General features: G+C 71.9%; 23 protein-coding genes. 8 read left to right on the top strand and 15 right to left on the bottom strand.

The features are described from left to right. Positions 1-220 precede the first annotated feature (220 nt). Together ABD733_RS15980 and ABD733_RS15975 are read left to right on the top strand one after the other, a co-directional pair. Positions 221-1,057: an alpha/beta fold hydrolase gene (locus tag ABD733_RS15980; RefSeq protein WP_344798000.1), complete on the top strand. Its 837-nt coding sequence runs from the start codon at positions 221-223 to the stop codon at positions 1,055-1,057. Continuing rightward, on the top strand, positions 1,050-1,622 hold the full coding sequence (locus tag ABD733_RS15975; RefSeq protein WP_344797998.1) for a TetR-like C-terminal domain-containing protein: 573 nt from the start codon (positions 1,050-1,052) through the stop codon (positions 1,620-1,622). Before ABD733_RS15980 ends, ABD733_RS15975 begins: the two co-directional genes overlap by 8 nt. 111 nt (positions 1,623-1,733) lie before the next feature. Here the strand turns inward: ABD733_RS15975 and ABD733_RS15970 are convergent, their stop codons facing one another. The 4 genes from ABD733_RS15970 to ABD733_RS15955 form a co-directional block, all read right to left on the bottom strand. Further along, on the bottom strand, positions 1,734-2,954 hold the full coding sequence (locus ABD733_RS15970; protein WP_344797996.1) for an MFS transporter: 1,221 nt from the start codon (positions 2,952-2,954) through the stop codon (positions 1,734-1,736). A gap of 83 nt (positions 2,955-3,037) precedes the next feature. Next, positions 3,038-3,430: a nuclear transport factor 2-like protein gene (locus tag ABD733_RS15965; protein ID WP_344797994.1), complete on the bottom strand. Its 393-nt coding sequence runs from the start codon at positions 3,428-3,430 to the stop codon at positions 3,038-3,040. Positions 3,431-3,492: 62 nt separating this feature from the next. Then, positions 3,493-4,107 (bottom strand): YdeI/OmpD-associated family protein, encoded by a 615-nt coding sequence (locus tag ABD733_RS15960; RefSeq protein WP_344797992.1) that lies wholly within the window; start codon positions 4,105-4,107, stop codon positions 3,493-3,495. A 123-nt stretch (positions 4,108-4,230) separates the two neighbouring features. Next, a complete protein-coding gene (locus ABD733_RS15955; protein WP_344797990.1) occupies positions 4,231-4,803 on the bottom strand; it encodes a TetR/AcrR family transcriptional regulator in 573 nt (190 codons plus the stop codon). A 76-nt stretch (positions 4,804-4,879) separates the two neighbouring features. Here ABD733_RS15955 and ABD733_RS15950 point away from each other — a divergent pair, with 76 nt between their 5' ends. Together ABD733_RS15950 and ABD733_RS15945 are read left to right on the top strand one after the other, a co-directional pair. After that, positions 4,880-5,992: a zinc-binding alcohol dehydrogenase family protein gene (locus ABD733_RS15950; RefSeq protein ID WP_344797988.1), complete on the top strand. Its 1,113-nt coding sequence runs from the start codon at positions 4,880-4,882 to the stop codon at positions 5,990-5,992. Then, the gene (locus ABD733_RS15945; protein WP_344797986.1) at positions 5,989-6,651 is read left to right on the top strand and encodes an NAD(P)-dependent oxidoreductase; all 663 of its coding nucleotides are present in this window, start codon (positions 5,989-5,991) and stop codon (positions 6,649-6,651) included. The genes ABD733_RS15950 and ABD733_RS15945 overlap by 4 nt, the downstream gene beginning before the upstream one ends. A 9-nt stretch (positions 6,652-6,660) precedes the next feature. Here the strand turns inward: ABD733_RS15945 and ABD733_RS15940 are convergent, their stop codons facing one another. The 6 genes from ABD733_RS15940 to ABD733_RS15915 all read right to left on the bottom strand — a co-directional run bounded on the left by ABD733_RS15940 (position 6,661) and on the right by ABD733_RS15915 (position 10,659). Further along, the gene (locus ABD733_RS15940) at positions 6,661-7,245 is read right to left on the bottom strand and encodes a hypothetical protein (protein ID WP_344797984.1); all 585 of its coding nucleotides are present in this window, start codon (positions 7,243-7,245) and stop codon (positions 6,661-6,663) included. Further along, complete coding sequence (locus ABD733_RS15935) at positions 7,242-7,793, bottom strand: hypothetical protein (protein WP_344797982.1); 552 nt, start codon at positions 7,791-7,793, stop codon at positions 7,242-7,244. Before ABD733_RS15935 ends, ABD733_RS15940 begins: the two co-directional genes overlap by 4 nt. Before the next feature lie 105 nt (positions 7,794-7,898). Next, positions 7,899-8,528 (bottom strand): TetR/AcrR family transcriptional regulator, encoded by a 630-nt coding sequence (locus ABD733_RS15930; protein WP_344797980.1) that lies wholly within the window; start codon positions 8,526-8,528, stop codon positions 7,899-7,901. A 60-nt stretch (positions 8,529-8,588) separates the two neighbouring features. Next, positions 8,589-9,335, bottom strand: a complete 747-nt coding sequence (locus ABD733_RS15925) for an SDR family NAD(P)-dependent oxidoreductase (RefSeq protein ID WP_344797979.1) — start codon at positions 9,333-9,335, stop codon at positions 8,589-8,591. A gap of 59 nt (positions 9,336-9,394) precedes the next feature. Then, entirely contained in the window at positions 9,395-10,246 is an 852-nt protein-coding gene (locus ABD733_RS15920) for an NAD-dependent epimerase/dehydratase family protein (protein WP_344797977.1), read from the bottom strand. Then, on the bottom strand, positions 10,243-10,659 hold the full coding sequence (locus ABD733_RS15915; RefSeq protein ID WP_344797975.1) for a nuclear transport factor 2 family protein: 417 nt from the start codon (positions 10,657-10,659) through the stop codon (positions 10,243-10,245). Before ABD733_RS15915 ends, ABD733_RS15920 begins: the two co-directional genes overlap by 4 nt. 121 nt (positions 10,660-10,780) lie before the next feature. On the opposite strand from ABD733_RS15915, the gene ABD733_RS15910 reads away from it, so the two are divergent. Continuing rightward, the gene (locus ABD733_RS15910) at positions 10,781-11,323 is read left to right on the top strand and encodes a TetR/AcrR family transcriptional regulator (RefSeq protein WP_344797973.1); all 543 of its coding nucleotides are present in this window, start codon (positions 10,781-10,783) and stop codon (positions 11,321-11,323) included. An 18-nt stretch (positions 11,324-11,341) separates the two neighbouring features. Here ABD733_RS15910 and ABD733_RS15905 read toward each other — a convergent pair whose 3' ends face one another. From ABD733_RS15905 to ABD733_RS15895, 3 genes are all read right to left on the bottom strand, one after another. Next, positions 11,342-11,743, bottom strand: a complete 402-nt coding sequence (locus tag ABD733_RS15905) for a hypothetical protein (protein ID WP_344797971.1) — start codon at positions 11,741-11,743, stop codon at positions 11,342-11,344. Between the two features lie 264 nt (positions 11,744-12,007). Continuing rightward, positions 12,008-12,328, bottom strand: coding sequence for a hypothetical protein (locus ABD733_RS15900; protein WP_344797969.1), 321 nt, complete (start codon positions 12,326-12,328; stop codon positions 12,008-12,010). Between the two features lie 14 nt (positions 12,329-12,342). Continuing rightward, positions 12,343-12,771, bottom strand: a complete 429-nt coding sequence (locus tag ABD733_RS15895; RefSeq protein ID WP_344797967.1) for an Hsp20/alpha crystallin family protein — start codon at positions 12,769-12,771, stop codon at positions 12,343-12,345. A gap of 233 nt (positions 12,772-13,004) precedes the next feature. On the opposite strand from ABD733_RS15895, the gene ABD733_RS15890 reads away from it, so the two are divergent. From ABD733_RS15890 to ABD733_RS15880, 3 genes are all read left to right on the top strand, one after another. After that, positions 13,005-13,424, top strand: a complete 420-nt coding sequence (locus ABD733_RS15890) for a BLUF domain-containing protein (RefSeq protein ID WP_344797965.1) — start codon at positions 13,005-13,007, stop codon at positions 13,422-13,424. A 10-nt stretch (positions 13,425-13,434) separates the two neighbouring features. Next, complete coding sequence (locus ABD733_RS15885) at positions 13,435-13,632, top strand: hypothetical protein (protein WP_344797964.1); 198 nt, start codon at positions 13,435-13,437, stop codon at positions 13,630-13,632. A 100-nt stretch (positions 13,633-13,732) separates the two neighbouring features. Next, on the top strand, positions 13,733-14,602 hold the full coding sequence (locus ABD733_RS15880; RefSeq protein ID WP_344797963.1) for a Rieske (2Fe-2S) protein: 870 nt from the start codon (positions 13,733-13,735) through the stop codon (positions 14,600-14,602). A 21-nt stretch (positions 14,603-14,623) separates the two neighbouring features. On the opposite strand, the gene ABD733_RS15875 is transcribed toward ABD733_RS15880, so the two are convergent. After that, on the bottom strand, positions 14,624-14,818 hold the full coding sequence (locus ABD733_RS15875; RefSeq protein WP_344797962.1) for a hypothetical protein: 195 nt from the start codon (positions 14,816-14,818) through the stop codon (positions 14,624-14,626). Positions 14,819-14,956: 138 nt separating this feature from the next. Then, positions 14,957-16,228 (bottom strand): hypothetical protein, encoded by a 1,272-nt coding sequence (locus ABD733_RS15870; RefSeq protein WP_344797960.1) that lies wholly within the window; start codon positions 16,226-16,228, stop codon positions 14,957-14,959. Between the last annotated feature and the right edge of the window lie 47 nt (positions 16,229-16,275).

Raw genomic sequence — 16,275 nt, 5'->3', positions numbered from 1 at the left:
GCGGGCTCGTTCTCGTTCTCCGACTTCGCGCCTCCAGCACGGCGCGATCCGAAGTCTCGCGACGCCTCCGGGCGGCGGGAGACGAGTCCGGAGAATGGACGCTCCGGACGACCCGATAGGGCCCGCCACGTCTCTGCGGAGCATGGCGGGCTTTTCGCTGCGCCGACTCATTCCTACTTTGGCTATTGACAATAGCCAAAAGGGAAAGCAAGATAGCCACATGACCTCAGACAGCGTCTCACCCACAGGAACCACCCGCTACCTCGACCGCCCCGAAGGGCGCGTCGCGTACGATGTCCAGGGCTCCGGCCCCCTCGTCGTCCTGGTCCCCGGCATGGCCGACCTCCGGTCGTCGTACCGCTTCCTGGCCCCGGCCCTCGTCGAGGCCGGCTACACCGTCGCCAGCACCGACCTGCGCGGCCACGGCGACAGCGACACCACGTTCTCCTCGTACGGCGACGTCGAGACGGCGGGTGACGTCGGCGCTCTCATCGACGCGCTCGGCGGCTCGGCGGTCGTCGTCGGCAACTCGCTCGCCGCCGGCGCGGCCGCCATCATCGCCGCCGACACCCCGGCCCGCGTCGACGGACTCGTGCTCGTGGGCCCGTTCGTGCGCAACCCGAAGTCCAGCGGCGTCATGCTCGCCGTCTTCCGGGCCATGATGTCGCCGCTCTGGGTCGCCACGGCCTGGAAGAGCTACATGCCGACCCTCTACGCCGGCACGAAGCCGGCCGACTTCGAGGCGTACCGGTCGTCGGTCGTCGCGAGTCTCCGTCGTCCTGCCTACGGGAAGGCCTTCTCGAAGACGGCCAGGCAGACTGACCACGACCCGGCCGAGGCGAGGCTCGCCCAGGTGACGGCGCCCGTGCTGGTCGTCATGGGGGAGCGCGACCCCGACTTCAAAGACCCTGCCGGCGAGGCCCGCTGGATCGGCGAGACCCTGCACGGCGAGGTCGTCCTGGTGCCCGAGGCGGGCCACTACCCCCACTCGCAGCGGCCCGAGATCACGACGCCCGCCGTCCTCGCTTTCCTCGATAGGCTCTCGAACCGTGCCTAGAGCAGGACTCAACCGCGACCGGGTCGCCGAGGAGGCGGCCGCGCTGGCCGACGAGGTCGGGCTCTCGCAGCTCACCCTGGCCGCCCTCGCCGCGCGGCTCGGCGTCCGCCAGCCCTCGCTCTACAAGCACATCGACTCGCTCGCCGACCTCCACCGCACCATCTCGCTGCGAGCGAAGGTCGAGCTCGGCGACGTGCTCGCCCGCTCGACCGTCGGACGCTCCGGTGCCGACGCGATCGCCGCCATGTCGCACGCCTACCGCACCTGGGCTCGCGCCCACCCCGCCCTCTACGAGGCGTCGAACGCGATGCCGGCCGAGGGCGACGCCGAGATCGCTGAGGTGTCGCTCGCGAGCATCCGGGTGATCGGCGACGTCCTGGTCGCCTACCGGCTGGAGGGCGACGACTCGATCGACGCGATCCGGGCCTTCCGCTCCACGCTGCACGGCTTCATCTCGCTCGAGAGCGCCGGGGGCTTCGCCCTCGCCGCCGACGTCGACCGGAGCTTCGCCCGGCTCGTCGCCGGCTTCACCGTCGCGCTCGAGCACTGGGTCGACGCGGGCTGAGGGCTGTTCACGGGCATCGCTTGCGGCCAGCCCGCGCGCTGATGCATGAGATTCTTCGCAGCTCGCCCGATTCATGCGGATCGGGAGGGGCCCGCCGCAGAATCTCCTGCACTAGCGAAGCAGCTCGTCCTCCACGTGCGTCGGCCGGGCGAGAGTGACCGCCGGGACGAGCGCCACGAGCGCCACCCCGAGCAGCAGGAGCAGCGGCACCGTCCACCCGCCGCTGACGTCGTGCAGCACCCCGACGAGGAGGGGCCCGAGCGCCCCGAGCGCGTAGGCGACGCCCTGCGCGAAGCCGCTGAGCGCGACCGTGCCGCCGTGCGTGCGGGTGCGCGTGTTGATGAGCACGAGACAGACCGGGAACAGGATCGACCCGCACCCGACGAACACGACCCACACCGCGGTGAGCGTCGTCGGCGCCAGCAGCAGGCCGAGGTATCCCACGGCGAAGCTCGCCACCCCGGCCGCGATCAGCCAGCCCACGCTCCGGAGCCGCGCGACGAGCAGGGGCGCGACGAGTGCCATCGGCACGCTGACCAGGCCGGTCAGGGCGAGCAGGAGCCCGGCGGCGGTGGGTGTCGATCCTGCGCGGTCGATCAGGATCTGCGGCAGCCAGGCGAACCCGGCGTAGGTGCAGACGACGCTGGCCGAGAACAGGATCGCGATCGACACGGCCGTCCGTGACCGCCACACCCGCGAGATCGCGGAGGCAGCGGGCGAGGCGCCGGCGACGGTGCCCGGGTCGGGCTGCCGCCGGGTCCGCACGAGCAGGACGAGCCACGGGATCAGCGCGACGATCGAGGTCGCCGACCAGAGGCCGAGGGAGACCCGCCAGCCGAACCGCTCGGCCGCGGGTGCTGCGAGCGCAGCCGGGACGGCGGTGCTGACGCCGACGATGCACGCGTAGACGGCGGTCAGGAGTGCGACCCGGTCGGGGAAGTACCGGCGGACGAGCGACGGCAGGAGGACGTTGCCGATCCCTGTGCCGGCGAACGAGACGACGCTGCCAGCGAGCAGGACGCCGAACCCCGGAGCCGACGCGCGGACGAGGTGGCCGGCCGTGATGAGCACCAGGGCGAGGAGCATCCCGCCGTCGAGTCCGGTCAGGCGGGCGGCCCGGGGCGCGAGGAGTCCGGAGATTGCGAACAGGATCGGCGGCAGGGTCCCGAGCAGGCCGATGTCGATGCCGCTGAGAGGGATGTCGGCCTGGACGTCGCCCACGATGGGCGAGAGGGCGGCCACCGCCTGCCGGAGGCTGAAGGCGACGAGGACGATGCCCAGCAGAGCCGTCGTGCGGCCCGCCCAGAGCGGCAGGCGGCGGGACTCGAGCACCCGCCGAGTCTAGGGCGGCGGTGGTCGCTGGCGGCGAGAACTCGACGCCGCGCCGGCTACCGCCGCGCCCTCAGCCCCGAGCCTCAGCCCCGCGACAGGCCCAGCAGCGCCCGCGGGTCGTAGTACGAGCGGAGCCGCGTGATCCTGCCGCTCGCAGGATCGAGGTCGAAGTGCTCGGACTGCGTGACCGGCCCGGCCGGAGTGGGGAAGTGGATCAGCGCGACCACGCCGTCGCCGGTCTCCCGGGCGTAGAGGGCCTCGATGTCGGCGTTGCCGAGGAGCGGCGCGACGGCAGCGGCCATCGAGAGGGCGGCGCTGCCGGTCGCCGGGCCGCCGAGGCGCGCCTCGACGAGGGGGCTCTCGAGCACGAAGCCGTCGTCGACGACCTCGCTCAGAGCAGCCGTGACCTGGTCGGCCGAGCCGGCGCGGTAGGCGGCGTAGTAGCTCCGCACGGTTTCGAAAGACTTCTCGGACATCCGGCTCCTCGATTCGATGGGTGTGGGGTCACCCTAGGGCTTCGAGGTGCACGGACTGCGGGTCAGTCAGAAGCGGGAGCAGCAGCCACCTCCGCCTCCCAGCGCGCGACGAGCCGCGCCAGCCGGTTCGCGCGGACGCGCTCGTCGGCCGCCGTGATGAGCGGGTGGATCGCCGAGTACCGACCCGCCGAGGTCAGGGCCGCGAACCGGTCAGCGGCAGCGGGCGAGGCCGCGAGGGCCGCAGCGAGATCGTCGGGCGTCTCGACGCTCGCCTGACCCGCGTAGGCGCGCTCCCAGCGGCCGTCCGCCCGGGCCCGGTCGATCTCGCTCTGCCCGCGGGGCCGCATCCTGCCCTCGTCGGTCAGCCGGGTGACGAGCGTCACGTTGCGCTGCGACCAGAGCGACGCCCTCCGGCGCGGGGTGAAGTGCTGCTGGAACGTCGCGTCGTCGATCGCGTTGCGGCGACCGTCGATCCACCCGCTGCACAGGGCCTCCTCGAGGGCCTCCGCGTAGGTGAGGCTGGTCGGCGAGGTGGTGCCCTTCTTGGCGAGAACCAGCTTGACGCCGTCCGAGGAGTCGTCGTGGGCGTCCAGCCAGGATCGCCACGCGGCCGCGTCGGCGACGACCAGGCGATCGGGCGTCGGCTCCGGGCCGGCCGAGTCCGCGTCGGGAGTCATGCGATGCTCCTCCTGCTCCACGAGGTGCTCCTTCCGATTCGAAGGACGACGGCACGGTCCCCGCCAGGGAGCGTCGTCCTCCAGAGCAGTCTCCTCCGGCAGCGGCGCCGTCGCGGGGGAGGGCTAGCGCTCCGCGCGATCCTGCGCCTGGCGGGCGATGGTCGCGAGCACCTCGTCGACGACCGCGTCCATCGACCGGTCGTCCGACCCGGCGGCCCACTCGTCGAGCGCGACCTGGAAGGCGAGCACGCCCAGTTCGGCGAGCACGGTGGCCTCCAGCGGGGGCTGACCCCGCTCGAGGAACGCGGCCCGGGAGGCCCGGACCATGTCGGCGCGCTTGCGGGCGTCGCGGTCGCGGAGCTCGTCGTTCGCCAGGATCATCGCGCGCCAGGCCCCGGTCTCGGCCCGGTCGCTCGCGAAGAACTCCGCCGAGACCCGGTGCAGGACCGTCCGCAGGACCGCCATGGGGGCGAGGCCGGAGGGAGCAGCCAGGATCAGTCGGGCGGCGTTCTCGGGGATCTCGTCACCCCCGAAGACGACCTCGCGCTTGTCGGCGAAGTGACGGAAGAAGGTCCGGGTGGTCAGCCCGGCCCGAGCGGTGATCTGGGGCACGGTCGTCGCCGCGTAGCCCTGCTCGGCGAACAGCTCGATGGCCGCCCTCTCGAGGCGGCCCCGCGCATCCGGTGCCCATCGCATCTCACCATCGTAGGTGCATGACACGACGTGACATGGCGTAGCATGACACGAAGTGTCATCAACAGAAGAGGAACCCATGCCCGAGAGCACGAATCAGGCGCTGTGGCTGCGCGCACCGAACGGACCCCTCGAGGTCGGCCCGGCGCCGCGTCCGGTCCCGAAGCCCGACGAGGTGGTCGTCCGCGTCGAGGCGCTCGCCGTGAACCCGGCGGACGCGATCACCGGGATCCTGCGCCGGGTCGCGACGCCGAGGCTCCGCTACCCGGCGGTCATCGGCAGCGACCTCGCCGGTGTCGTCACGGAGATCGGCCGCGACGTCACCACCCTCCACCCCGGCGACCGGGTTCTCGGCTTCGCGAACGGCTTCGATCAGACCGACAGCTCGTCCGAGGGTGCGTTCCAGGCCTACGTCGCGGTGGCCGAGCAGGTGTGCAGCGTCCTGCCCGCGAGCGTGAGCGCCGAGGAGGCCGCGGTCCTGCCCCTGGGACTCGCGACGGCCGCCGCCGGGCTGTACGAGGTCGACCAGCTGGCGCTGTCGCTGCCGTCGCTGCTGCCGTCGCCGCTGCCGACCGGGGTCTCCGCAGCGCAGCAGGCCGGGCCGGACGACCAGCAGGACGTCGTGCTGATCTGGGGCGCCTCCAGCAGCGTCGGCTGCAACGCGGTCCAGCTCGCCCGGGCCAGCGGCTTCGCCGTGATCGCCACCGCTTCACCCCGCAACCACGACCTCGTCCGGTCCCTCGGCGCGGAGGAGGTCGTCGACTACCGCGGCGCCGACGTCGATCGCGAGATCGCGCGGCTGATAGGCACCCGGAGGCTCGCCGGGACGATCGCGATCGGCGCAGGATCCCTCACCCACTGCCTGCGCATCGCTCGGCACACCCGGGGCTCACGCCGTATCGCGTCGGTCTATCCCGATCCGCTGACGAAGGCGCGGGCGGTCCTGGCCAGGATCCGCGGTCTGCACGTCACGACCATCTGGGGGAGCAGCGTCATGACCTCACCGGTCGGCCCCGCCGTCTTCCAGCGCTACCTCCCCGCCGCGCTCGCCGACCGGACCTTCGTGCCCGCACCGTCGCCGGAGGTAGTGGGCACCGGGCTGGGGGCGCTCCCGTCGGCGATCGAGCGCCTCCGCGGCGGTGTCTCCGGCGCGAAGCTCGTCGTGCGCCTCGAGGCGGAGGACGCATCGTGAGCCCGAGCGAGACGATCCTGGTCTTCGGTGCGACCGGGCAGACCGGCCGGCACTTCATCCAGCATCCGCTCCGCGACGGGCACCGCGTGCGGGTCCTCGCCCGGACGCCGGCGAAGCTCGGCGATGCGCGTGCCCGGGTCGAGGCCGTCGAGGGCTCCATCACGGACGACCTCGACCTCGACTCGCTCCTCGAGGGCGTCGACGCCGTGGTCTGCCTGCTCGGCGACGCCAGGGCGCAGCAGGATCGGAAGGTCAACACCGAGTTCGTACAGCGTCTCGTCCCCGCGATGCGTCGGCAGGGAGCGACCCGGCTGCTCTACCAGGCGGGCGCCCTGAGCGCACCACCCGACCGTGCTCTGCCGGTCGGGCTCCGCGCGGTGCGGAGCACCATCGCTCGCAGCTACCTCGGACAGCACCGGGACAACGAGGCGGTCATGCGCTACCTCACGGACGAGGCGGACGACCTGGCCTGGGTCGTGCACCGCGCCGGCATCGGGTCGGACGGGCCGTCGAAGGGGGCGCTCGAGAGGTCGTCGAGGAGTCCGAGCATCGCCACCTTCGGCGACTGCGCCGCCTACGGCTATGGGCTGCTCTCCGATCCTGCGGCCGTCCACACCTGCGATGTCAGCTCGTACGCGCGAGGCGGGTCGGCGGCGTAGGTCGTGCGGCTAAAGCGTCGTCGCGGCTCGCTGTGTCCGTGAGAACGCGGCGGCACGTCGGATGCGGAGGATCCCCACGATCGATGCCGCGACGATCAGGGCCGGCAGGATCGTGAACGAGATCACGCGGAACCACACGTCCCACGAGTCAGCGCCGAACGAGGGCAGGAGCTGTGTTCCGATCACGCCGACCAGGAGCAGCTGCGAGTGCACCAGGAGGACGGGCTGGTTCAGCCAGAAGGCATCGGCGTACTCCACCGCCCGTCGATGGTCGTCGGCGGTGAGCGCCGGGTCGGTCTTCCCCTGAGGGGCGAAGACCGCGCGCCGAATCGCCCGTCGGGTCGTTCGATCCCTGCCCGCGAGAGGGACGCGGAGTTCGTCGGCCCGGATCACGTTGGAGGGGTACATCGCGAAGAAACCGGCGTACCCGCCGACGGTCAGCACCCCCGCCACCACGCTGAGGACAGTCGGCGGGTGGCGATGGATGAGCAGGATCGTCAGCACCCCGCCGACGACGGCGCCGATGCCGACCGCCCAGGACGTGCGCCACCACAGGTGCCGGTTTGTAGCCCGAGGGAGCTCCGCCTCGGTCACTCGACGAGACCCGGCCCGGCGGACGGCCGGCTCTCGAGCTGCGCGAGGAGCGCCTCGATCCTCCGGAGCGTCCGCGGGACGAGGACGACCGAGACGATCGTCATCGCGAGGAAGAGGGCGAGGAGGATCCACGCGACCGGGTCGCCCGGCTCCTGAGCGAAGAGGTAGACGCCCAGGAGGGTGAAAAGACCGAACACGAGCGGGTTCAGCCACCGAGCCTGCCGGTTCTGCCGCCGCCGCCGCTCGAGCGTGGAGACCCAGATCGAGGGTTCGGCGTCTTCGGGGACGACGCCGGTCTTGAGGGCCCGGTTGATCCTGGTGACGTTCTCGGCGCCCCCGCTGCGGCGGCGCTGCCTGGCAGACACCGCAGTCATGAGACCGCCGAAGACGGCAGCCGATACCAGTCGGATGAGGGCGTCCTGCACGGTGAGTCGCGCATCGTGAGCCAGGAGCGAGAACCCGTAGGTGCCGATGAAGTAGAGCACGGTGAGGAAGGCGAACAGGACTCCGAGGGAGGAGCTCTGGAGTCGCGGGCGGAAGTCGTTCATCGGGTCTCCTGGGTGGCGAACGCGAGGAGGATTCGGGTCTTCTCGCTGTGCTGAACCTAGTACGGGCCGTGCGGATCGCGGCGGGTGGTCCGGCGATCGCAGCGGTCACGCCCACTCGCCGTCCTGGGTGCCGAGGTTCTGCCGCCCCGTCTCAGTCAGGGGGATGGCAGCCAGGCCGGTGAGCGCCATGCTGCTCAGAGCGGCTCGGGAGACGCCCGAGCCACCTAGCATCGTCATGCCCTCGATCAGCGCGCAGAAGAAGGCTCCGAGCGCCTCGGCGTCGGCGCCCGAGTCGACCTCGCCCGCCGACTGGGCCTCCAGGATGCACGCGGCGTAGTGGGCCTGCTGGGCGGAGAAGGCCTGCGCGACCGCCGTCGCCACCGCCGGGTCGCTCGCGGACAGCTCCACTGCGGCCTTGGTGAAGAGGGACGGCAGCGCCTGACCGGAGCCGTGCTCGACAGCGGTGCGGACGAGGTGCGCACGGATCCGACCGATCGGACTGTCGGTGCCGTGACGGATGGCCTCGACCGTCTGGACCGCCTCCGCGGTATCGCTGAGGAAGGCGCGGAGGAATAGCTCTCTCTTGCCTCCGAACGCGTTGTAGAGGCTCTGCCGTGCCAGCCCGGTCGCGGACAGGAGATCGTCGAGCGAGGTGCCGGCGTAACCTGAGACGGCGAAGGCCCGCCCGGCCCTCGCGACGACGTCTCGTTCGTCGAAGGTGCGAGGTCTCGGCACGCGACTCCCTTCCCTGCGGTCTGTCGATCCGAGTCCATTGTGACGGACGGGCCTCAATCCTCAGGCGATCGAAGCGCCCCCGTCGACGAAGACCTCGCTGCCGGTCATGCCCGAGCTCTGATCCGAGACCAGGAAAAGCACCGCGGCGGCGACCTCGTCCGGGCGGAGCAGGCGGCCGAGCGGCATTCCGCTCGCGATCTGCTCCAGGAGTGCGTCTTCCGAGCCGGGCGCGAGGCCCTTGAGGCCGGGCGTCTCCGTCGGGCCGGGGACGACGGTGTTGATCCGCACGCGCCGGGGAGCGAGTTCGGCCGCCCAGGTCCGGGTCATGGCCGCCACCGCCGCCTTCGAGCCCCCGTAGAGGCCGAAGTCGCGCTCAGTGCCCGATGCCGCCGTAGAGCCCGTGACGACGATCGCGGCACCTTCATTCAGGAACGGGACGGCGCCTGAGACCGTCAGGGTGGTTCCTCGGACGTTCGTGGCGAACGCCGTGTCGATGTCGGCGGCCGTGACGTCGGACAGGGCCTTGAACTCGCCGAGTCCTGCGTTGACGTGCACGGCGTCCAGCCCGGCACCTCGCGCGGCGACCACATCGAAGAGCGCTGCGACGTCGTCCGGTTCGGAGGCGTCTGCCCGTACCGCGGTCACCCGGTCGCCGAGCTCTTCGGCGACCTGGTCGAGCTGCGACTGGCGTCGTCCTGTGACGATGACGTGCGCTCCCTCTTCGACGAGACGCCGGACGACGGCGAGTCCTATGCCCGACGTGCCACCTGTGACCAGGGCCGTACGGCCCTCGAGTGCTCCACACATGATCTGCTCCATCCTTGTTCTTGACTGATCAGTCTTGAATGCTAGACGCGTTTGACTGATCAGTCAAGAACCCCGGAGGAGTGGGCTTCGTGCACGAAGCGGGCCAGCGACAAAGGCAGCCTGCCGGTGATGCGTTCGACGACATCGGTGGGCTCGGTGTCCGTGTACGTCGCGTCGGCGTGAGCCAGCGCTGCGGCGAGGGCCGGGGGCAGGGTGCGAGCGAGAGCGTCGGAGAGCGCCGTCTCCGAGACGTGCTCGGCGTCGATCCTGCGGCCCAGCTCCCGGCTCAGAATCGCGGCCGTCTCCTCCCCCGAGAGCGCCTCCGGGCCGGTGAGGAGCAGCTCGCCCGCGAGCGGCACCTCCGCCGTGAGGGCGGCCGCCGCGACGGCCGCGACGTCGTCCGCGTCGATGTACGCGATCCTGCCGCTCAGCGAAGCCGTCCGGAGCACCCCCTCGCGGACCATCGCAGCGAGGTAGTGCGCGGCGACGAAGTCCTGTTGGAACCAGGTGGGGCGCAGGATCACCGCCTCGTCGAACGAGTCCCGGACCACGTCGTAGACCGCACCGAGGCCCGGGTCGCCCGCGGACACGGGCTTGGCTCCGAGCAGCACCGCGCGCCGGACTCCGAGCCCCCTCGCGGCTGCGAGGAGCGGCCGCATCGCGTCGACGGGCTCAGGATCACGTGCCGGTGCGACCAGATACACGGCGTCGGGGCGCGACTGCTCGAGCACTCGGATCGTCGACGCCTCGTCGCTCCAGTCGAAGGCGGCCGTCTCCGCTCCGGAACCCCCGCCGCCGCCACTCCGGCTCGCGACGACCGGAGTCACGCCCTGCGCGACGAGGAGTCGCGCGACGCGCGAGCCCGTCGTCCCGGTTCCTCCCGTGACGAGCACCCTCCGCACCCCCGTCACGCGTCCGCCTCCGTGACGATCCTGCCGCCCTGGGGGTTCCAGTAGTCGCGGTAGGAGCTCACCCGGCCCTCTCGGAGCCCGACGACGGCGATGGACGACGTTTCGCGGACGACGGACGAGCCGGCCGGGTCCGGATGGCGTGCGCGCACGGTGAGCTCGATCACCACGACGTCGGGGTCGTCGGTCCGGAGCACGGTGAGGGAGCGGACGGTGCGTGCCGAAGCGGCCGCGAGGACACTGCGGAGGTAGCCGCCCACCTCGGTGCGTCCTCGGAGCAGTCGTGGCCGGCCCGCCGGGGCGAACGGGAAGGCGAACTCGACGTCGTCGGTGCATGCGTCGAGCCAGCGTTCGACGTCGCCGCCGGCGAAGGCGCGGAGAGCGTCCTCGAGGTCGGAGATCGGGTCTTCGGTCAACGCGGTGATCCCTTCTACGATCGGACTGATAGTCCGGATCATACGGACCGTTAGTCCGTTTAAGCAAGAAGGAAGAGTGATGGCAGCGCTGAGGTCGGACGCTCGAAGGAACGAGAGGGCGGTGCTCGACGCTGCCCGGACGCTGTTCGAGCGAGCGGCGACGCCCTCCGAGGTGTCGATGGACCAGATCGCGGCGGCGGCCAGCGTCGGGAAGGGCACACTGTTCCGGCGCTTCGGAGACCGCGACGGGCTCGTCCGGGCCCTGGTCGAGGCAAAGACGACGCCTCTGTTGCAGGAGATCGAGTCCGGCCCGCCGCCGCTCGGCCCCGCGGCTGCTCCGGCAGAGAGGCTCTGCGCCGTGCTGGCGGCGATCGTGGACGTGAAGATCGAGACGGTGGCTCTCAGCCTCGCGCACGAGAGCGGCACGTCGAGCCCCTACGCGGCCGAGGGCTACCGGGCCACCCACGCGGTCGTCGCGTCACTCCTGACGGAGCTGCGCTTCAGCGGCGATGCGGGCATCGCCGCGCACGTCCTCCTCGCCGCGACGAGGGCCGACCTGATCGCGGTGCTCGTGCGCGCGGAGGAGCGGACCCGCGATGAGATCGTGGACGGCGTCGTCGGCTGCGCCCGGGCGCTGGTCCGTCGCGACGCCGGCCTCGAGTAGGACAGGGGTCGGGTCGGATCAGGCCGCGAACGCCCCGGCCAGACCGGCAGGACGACGGCGCGTCGTGGGAAAGGCGGCGACAGCCGATTCGGTGGTGGAGTCGCGCGCACCGACGGAAGACTCGCCCGACGCGAGACGGAAGAGCGCGTTGACCGGGTCGACCGTGGCAGCGTGGACGCGGGTCGGCGAGAGGGTGGCGACGCCGTCCTCGAGGTTGACGCGGCCCGTGTGCCAGACCTGGTTCTCGAACCAGATGACACCGACGAGGTCGGCTCCGAGAGTGGCCGTGACGACCCGGCGCGGCGAGCCCCAGCGGTCGGCCTCGGAGCGGGAGAGCGACAGGACGCGGGGGCGCAGGGCGGGAGCCTGGGCGAAGAGCTCGTGGACGAGACGGGCGTAGCGGCGGTTCGTGGTGATCACGGCGAGACTGCTTTCTGGTGCCCCGACTTATCGACAGGCACCCGCGGTGCCGTCGCCGAGTTCAACCGCCCGACGACTCGGCAGGGCAGCCGAGTCGTCGGGTCGAGTCGCACCCCCTCGGGGAAAGGGGCTGTGATGCGGACCGCCGATCCGGATGGCGATTCGGGCGCCATCCGGACCGGATGCTCGGTCGTGATGCAACTGTACGTGTCCTCCAAAGTGCGGACGCGCGTGTCGTGACCCCCAGAACAAGGGCCACGACCCTCAGGACGGGGGTGATCGCGCCCACGGGAAGGCGTCGCTGCGGTACCGCCCGCCGCGATCAGAGAGCCCTGCCGGCGTGCGAGCGGACGAGCGCCACGGGCCGGAGAGCGGGAGGCAGGCGGTGGCCGTCGTGGCCGATCGGGTGCCCGCAGGATCCTGCGCGACCACACCCGTCAGCCCGTCGCGGCCGCCGCCCGCGCCTGCCCCCTCGGCCTGCAGCAGGATCGCCTCCGCCTCGTCGAGGACAGCCTCGACCTCGGCCGCCGTCGGCACCAGCTCAGGCACGAGCTCCGGCACGACCTGCTCGATCAGGCGCGACATGACGCCCGCTCCGGTCAGCTCGCGACGGCGTGCTGCTCGGAGGCCTGACCCGAGGTGACCTCGATCCTGCGCGGCTTGGCCTTCTCGCTCACGGGCATGACCACCGACAGCACGCCGTTGTCGTAGTGCGCGGTGATCCGCTCGGAGTCGATGCCCTCGCCGACGCTGAACTGGCGGAGGTACGAGCCGTGCGGCCGCTCCTGCGCGAGCCACTTGGCGTTCTCGCGGGTGTCGGGCGTGCGGTTGGCTCGGATGGTGAGCAGCTGGCCGTCGACGTCGATGTCGACCGAGCCGGGGTCGATGCCCGGCATGTCGGCGTTCAGGACGTACTGGTCGCCGTCGCGGTAGAGGTCGACGGGCATGAACTTCGGCCCCTGTCGGCCGCTGAGCAGCGTCCCGGTGAGACGGTCGAGCTCGGTGAAAGGATCGAAAGACATGGCCATGATGAAGAGTCCCCTTTCGGTTGTCGCGTGTGGAGTTCTGAAGCCCCGAGCCGGCTCGCTCGAGACACGAAGAAGATAACTCTGAGGCGTCGCGGATGCCTCGAAATGCGCTTCGAGCTCGCTTCAGGAATGCTGAAGAACGCACCGCCGGCACCCCGTGTGCCCCACCCTGGCCGCGTCCGCAGGAGCGAGTGCCACGATGGGGAGTCGCCGTCCACGACGAGAGGTCTCCCATGCTGTCGATCATCTACTCCAGCGTCGCCACGACGCCCTTCGACGACCAGAGCCTGGCCGACCTCCTCACCCTCAGCCGGACGAACAACAGCTCCGACGGCGTGACGGGCATGCTGCTGTACCGCGACGGGCACTTCCTGCAGGTGCTCGAGGGCGACTACGACGCCGTCCGCGCGAAGATGGCGGTCATCGCCGCCGACGACCGGCACAGCGACGTAACCACCCTCCTCGAGGAGGTCGTCTCCGAGCGCCGGTTCCCCGAGTGGACGATGGGCTACCGGCCCGTCGCCGAGCACGAGGCCGACGACATCCCCGGCTACCGCACCACCTTCGACGACATCGCCGGACGCCGCACCGGCGGCGGCACCCTCCTCGCGCTCCGCCAGGTGATGGGCTGGTTCCAGGCACAGCCGGGGTAGCGTCGACCCCATGAGCGACAACGAGCAGACGCACCCCATGATGGAAGGCAGCGAAGAGGCCACCAACAGCGAGAAGCTGTCGGGCCTCATCGAGCAGGTCGAGCACGACCACGGTGACGAGGGTGCCGAGAGCATGGCCGACCACCTCCGCGACCGCATGGACGAGACGAAGGTCGAAGACGAAGAGGGCGGCGACGCGCTCGAGTAGCGGTCGAGCGCAGGATCCGGTGCCTACCGCACCTCGACGATCCTGTCTATCCCGCACCTGACTTCGGCCCTCCGTCGGCGCGCGGTGGTTGCGTGCGACCATGAGAGAACTCAGGGTCGTCAAGCTGCTGGACCGTCTCGAGAACGCGGCGGGGCTCGACCCGCTCGCCGACCGGGTCACGAGCGTCGTCAACGCGGTCATCCGGCCTCGGTCGCTGCGCGACCTCCTGCACGGCGTGCCCGCGGGTCACCCGCTGCACCCGGTCGCCGTCATGATCCCCATCGGCGCCTGGACGTCGGTCGCGATCCTCGACATCGTGCCCGGCCGCAACAGGGCCGCCCAGACCCTCGTCGGCGCCGGCCTCCTCGGAGTCGGGCCCGCCGTCGCGTCGGGCTTCACCGACTGGTCGGAGCTCCACGAGCAGCAGAAGCGCGTCGGCCTCGTGCACGCCGCCGCCAACGTCGTCGCGTCGGGCTTCTACCTGGCGTCGTACGCGAAGCGCCGCTCGGGCGGCAGCGGCAAGCTCCTGGCGCTCGCCGGGCTCGCCGTCGTCTCCGCCTCGGGCTTCATCGGCGGCCACCTCAGCTACCGGCAGGCCGCCGGTGCGAACCACGCCGAGGACGTCCCGCACCTGTTCCCCACGGGCTGGCACCGCCTGGCCAGGCTCGACAGCCTCACCGACGGCGAGCCCACGAGCATGCAGGTCGGCGGGGTCCCGCTGTTCGCCCTCCGTCGCGGCGAGGGTGTCGACGTGCTGTCGAACGTCTGCAGCCACCTCTCGGGGCCGCTCTCGGACGGCGACGTGAAGGGCTCCGGGGCCGACGCCTGCATCGCCTGCCCGTGGCACGGCTCCGAGTTCTCGATCCGCACCGGCGAGGTCGTCCACGGCCCGGCGACCGCGCCGCAGCCCCGCTTCGACACCCGCATCGTCGACGGCGTCGTCGAGGTCAGCCTGCCCGGAGCCGGTTGAGCCGACTCCGTCGCCCGCAGGCTAGCGCCCGCCCTGCTCGATGCGGGGCGGCGTCGGCTCGAAGCCGACCCACGGGCACCTCGTGCAGACGAGCAGCACCCGGTGCACCGACAGCGCGGTGCCGTAGAAGCGGTTGAGCTCCTTCCGCGTCCGGCTCCCGCACGCGGGGCACGGGCGCGCCGCGGGTGCGGCTTCGCGCTCCGGGGGCGGTGCCATGGCTGTCCGATCCGAGCGGCCGGGATCGCGCCCGTCCGCCGACCGCAGGCTCTCCGCGGTGCTCTCGTCCGAGTCCACTCCGGGCAGCCGCACCTGTCCGGCCCCTCATCTGGGCATTGCGCGCGCCGGTGACTGAGCTCAGGTGAGTGAGGTGCGCCGCTCGACCCGGGTGTCGACGGCCCGGCGGAGGGCCGCCTCGAACGCCGGTCCGTCGACCGCACCGACCTCGTCCCAGAGCGCCACGACGACGCGGTCGCCGAGCTCCGCGATCTGCACGTACGGATCGGCCGGGAAGAGCCGGTGGAGCGGCATGGCCGCGTTCACTCGGACGCCGTCGGGCGCCCAGGCCTCGGCGGGGAGGCCGCTCGGCAGCACCGACACGTTGAGGTCGACGGTGGTGCGGGCGGCGACGCCGGTCAGCGGCTGCCTAGAGAGGAGAGGGTGCCGCGTCCGCAGTGCGACGCTCCCCTTCAGGTTGCCGAGGAGAGCCTGCAGCGGACCCTTCGACGTCACCGCGCGGGCCACGGACGCCGTGAGGCCTGCGGCACTGCTGTCGCCCGTGCGGAGGGTGCCCACGGGGTAGTTCGTCGAGAAGGGGCCCTCGATCCGGAAGCCCCGGCGCCCGTACCGGCGGAGGTCGATCTGCATGCGGATCCGGTGGTCGACGGTCGCCGGGGTGGCCTCGCGGACGGCTTCGAGGACGAGCGACACGAGCCGCATGCCCGACGTCGAACGGCCTGCCGGAGAGGCACTCGCGTCGAGCGAGGAGACGGTCCGGTGGATGCGGGCCACCTCGTGCGCCTCCAGCACGATGCTCGTAAGCCCCCTCGATCGGTGCTCGGCATCGACCCCGACGCCGTGCGGGAGCTGCGGCGGGCACTCCGTCGTCGCCTCCGCCTCCTGGCGCGCGCGGCTCGCTGCGCGGAAGCCCTCGCGGTCGACGAGGCCGGCCGCTCGGGCGGTGTTCCAGACGGGGAGGCGGTCGAGCGGTCGCGGCTCGGGGCCCGCCTGGGCACCGGATGCGTCGACCAGGATGCGGGCCACGTGGGCCGAGGCGTCCACCCCGTCGAAGAGGTCGTGGGGCATGACGATCGCGACCAGCAGGCCGGACGTGACGATGCGGATGGGCAGCCCGGCATAGCCGCCCTCGAACGCGGCGAGGGCCAGGGCGGCCGGCTGCAGGTCGACCGGGCCCGTCACGACCGCGTCGGCGGCGCGCCTCCGGGCCTCGGCGGCGGAGAGCCGGGACCAGGATCCGGGGCGGCGCCGCGCCCGCCGCAGCCCCGCTCCGACCGGTGCGGCCAGGTGTCGCGCAAGGCTCTCCGGCAGTCGCGCGACGACCTCGGCCCGGAGGGGCCCGAAGACGGAGACCATGTCGAGGTCGGCGTGGAGGTGTTCCCGGGCGGACATTCGGGGAGCGTACCAGCCGGCCGGCGCCCGCGACCGGCCTCCGCCCC

This window comes from Frondihabitans peucedani (assembly GCF_039537585.1).
In the GTDB taxonomy this organism is placed as follows: domain Bacteria; phylum Actinomycetota; class Actinomycetes; order Actinomycetales; family Microbacteriaceae; genus Frondihabitans; species Frondihabitans peucedani.
This window is presented reverse-complemented; position numbering and strand designations above follow the sequence as displayed.

Bases quoted from the DNA above. Each gene is read 5' to 3' on its own strand.
- ABD733_RS15955 (WP_344797990.1), bottom strand. From the start codon at position 4,803: ATGCGATGGGCACCGGATGCGCGGGGCCGCCTCGAGAGGGCGGCCATC.
- ABD733_RS15885 (WP_344797964.1), top strand. From the start codon at position 13,435: ATGAGCGACAACGAGCAGACGCACCCCATGATGGAAGGCAGCGAAGAG.
- ABD733_RS15870 (WP_344797960.1), bottom strand. From the start codon at position 16,228: ATGTCCGCCCGGGAACACCTCCACGCCGACCTCGACATGGTCTCCGTC.
- ABD733_RS15980 (WP_344798000.1), top strand. From the start codon at position 221: ATGACCTCAGACAGCGTCTCACCCACAGGAACCACCCGCTACCTCGAC.
- ABD733_RS15935 (WP_344797982.1), bottom strand. From the start codon at position 7,793: ATGAACGACTTCCGCCCGCGACTCCAGAGCTCCTCCCTCGGAGTCCTG.
- ABD733_RS15900 (WP_344797969.1), bottom strand. From the start codon at position 12,328: ATGTCGCGCCTGATCGAGCAGGTCGTGCCGGAGCTCGTGCCTGAGCTG.
- ABD733_RS15950 (WP_344797988.1), top strand. From the start codon at position 4,880: ATGCCCGAGAGCACGAATCAGGCGCTGTGGCTGCGCGCACCGAACGGA.
- ABD733_RS15880 (WP_344797963.1), top strand. From the start codon at position 13,733: ATGAGAGAACTCAGGGTCGTCAAGCTGCTGGACCGTCTCGAGAACGCG.
- ABD733_RS15895 (WP_344797967.1), bottom strand. From the start codon at position 12,771: ATGGCCATGTCTTTCGATCCTTTCACCGAGCTCGACCGTCTCACCGGG.
- ABD733_RS15875 (WP_344797962.1), bottom strand. From the start codon at position 14,818: ATGGCACCGCCCCCGGAGCGCGAAGCCGCACCCGCGGCGCGCCCGTGC.
- ABD733_RS15925 (WP_344797979.1), bottom strand. From the start codon at position 9,335: ATGTGTGGAGCACTCGAGGGCCGTACGGCCCTGGTCACAGGTGGCACG.
- ABD733_RS15965 (WP_344797994.1), bottom strand. From the start codon at position 3,430: ATGTCCGAGAAGTCTTTCGAAACCGTGCGGAGCTACTACGCCGCCTAC.
- ABD733_RS15890 (WP_344797965.1), top strand. From the start codon at position 13,005: ATGCTGTCGATCATCTACTCCAGCGTCGCCACGACGCCCTTCGACGAC.
- ABD733_RS15960 (WP_344797992.1), bottom strand. From the start codon at position 4,107: ATGACTCCCGACGCGGACTCGGCCGGCCCGGAGCCGACGCCCGATCGC.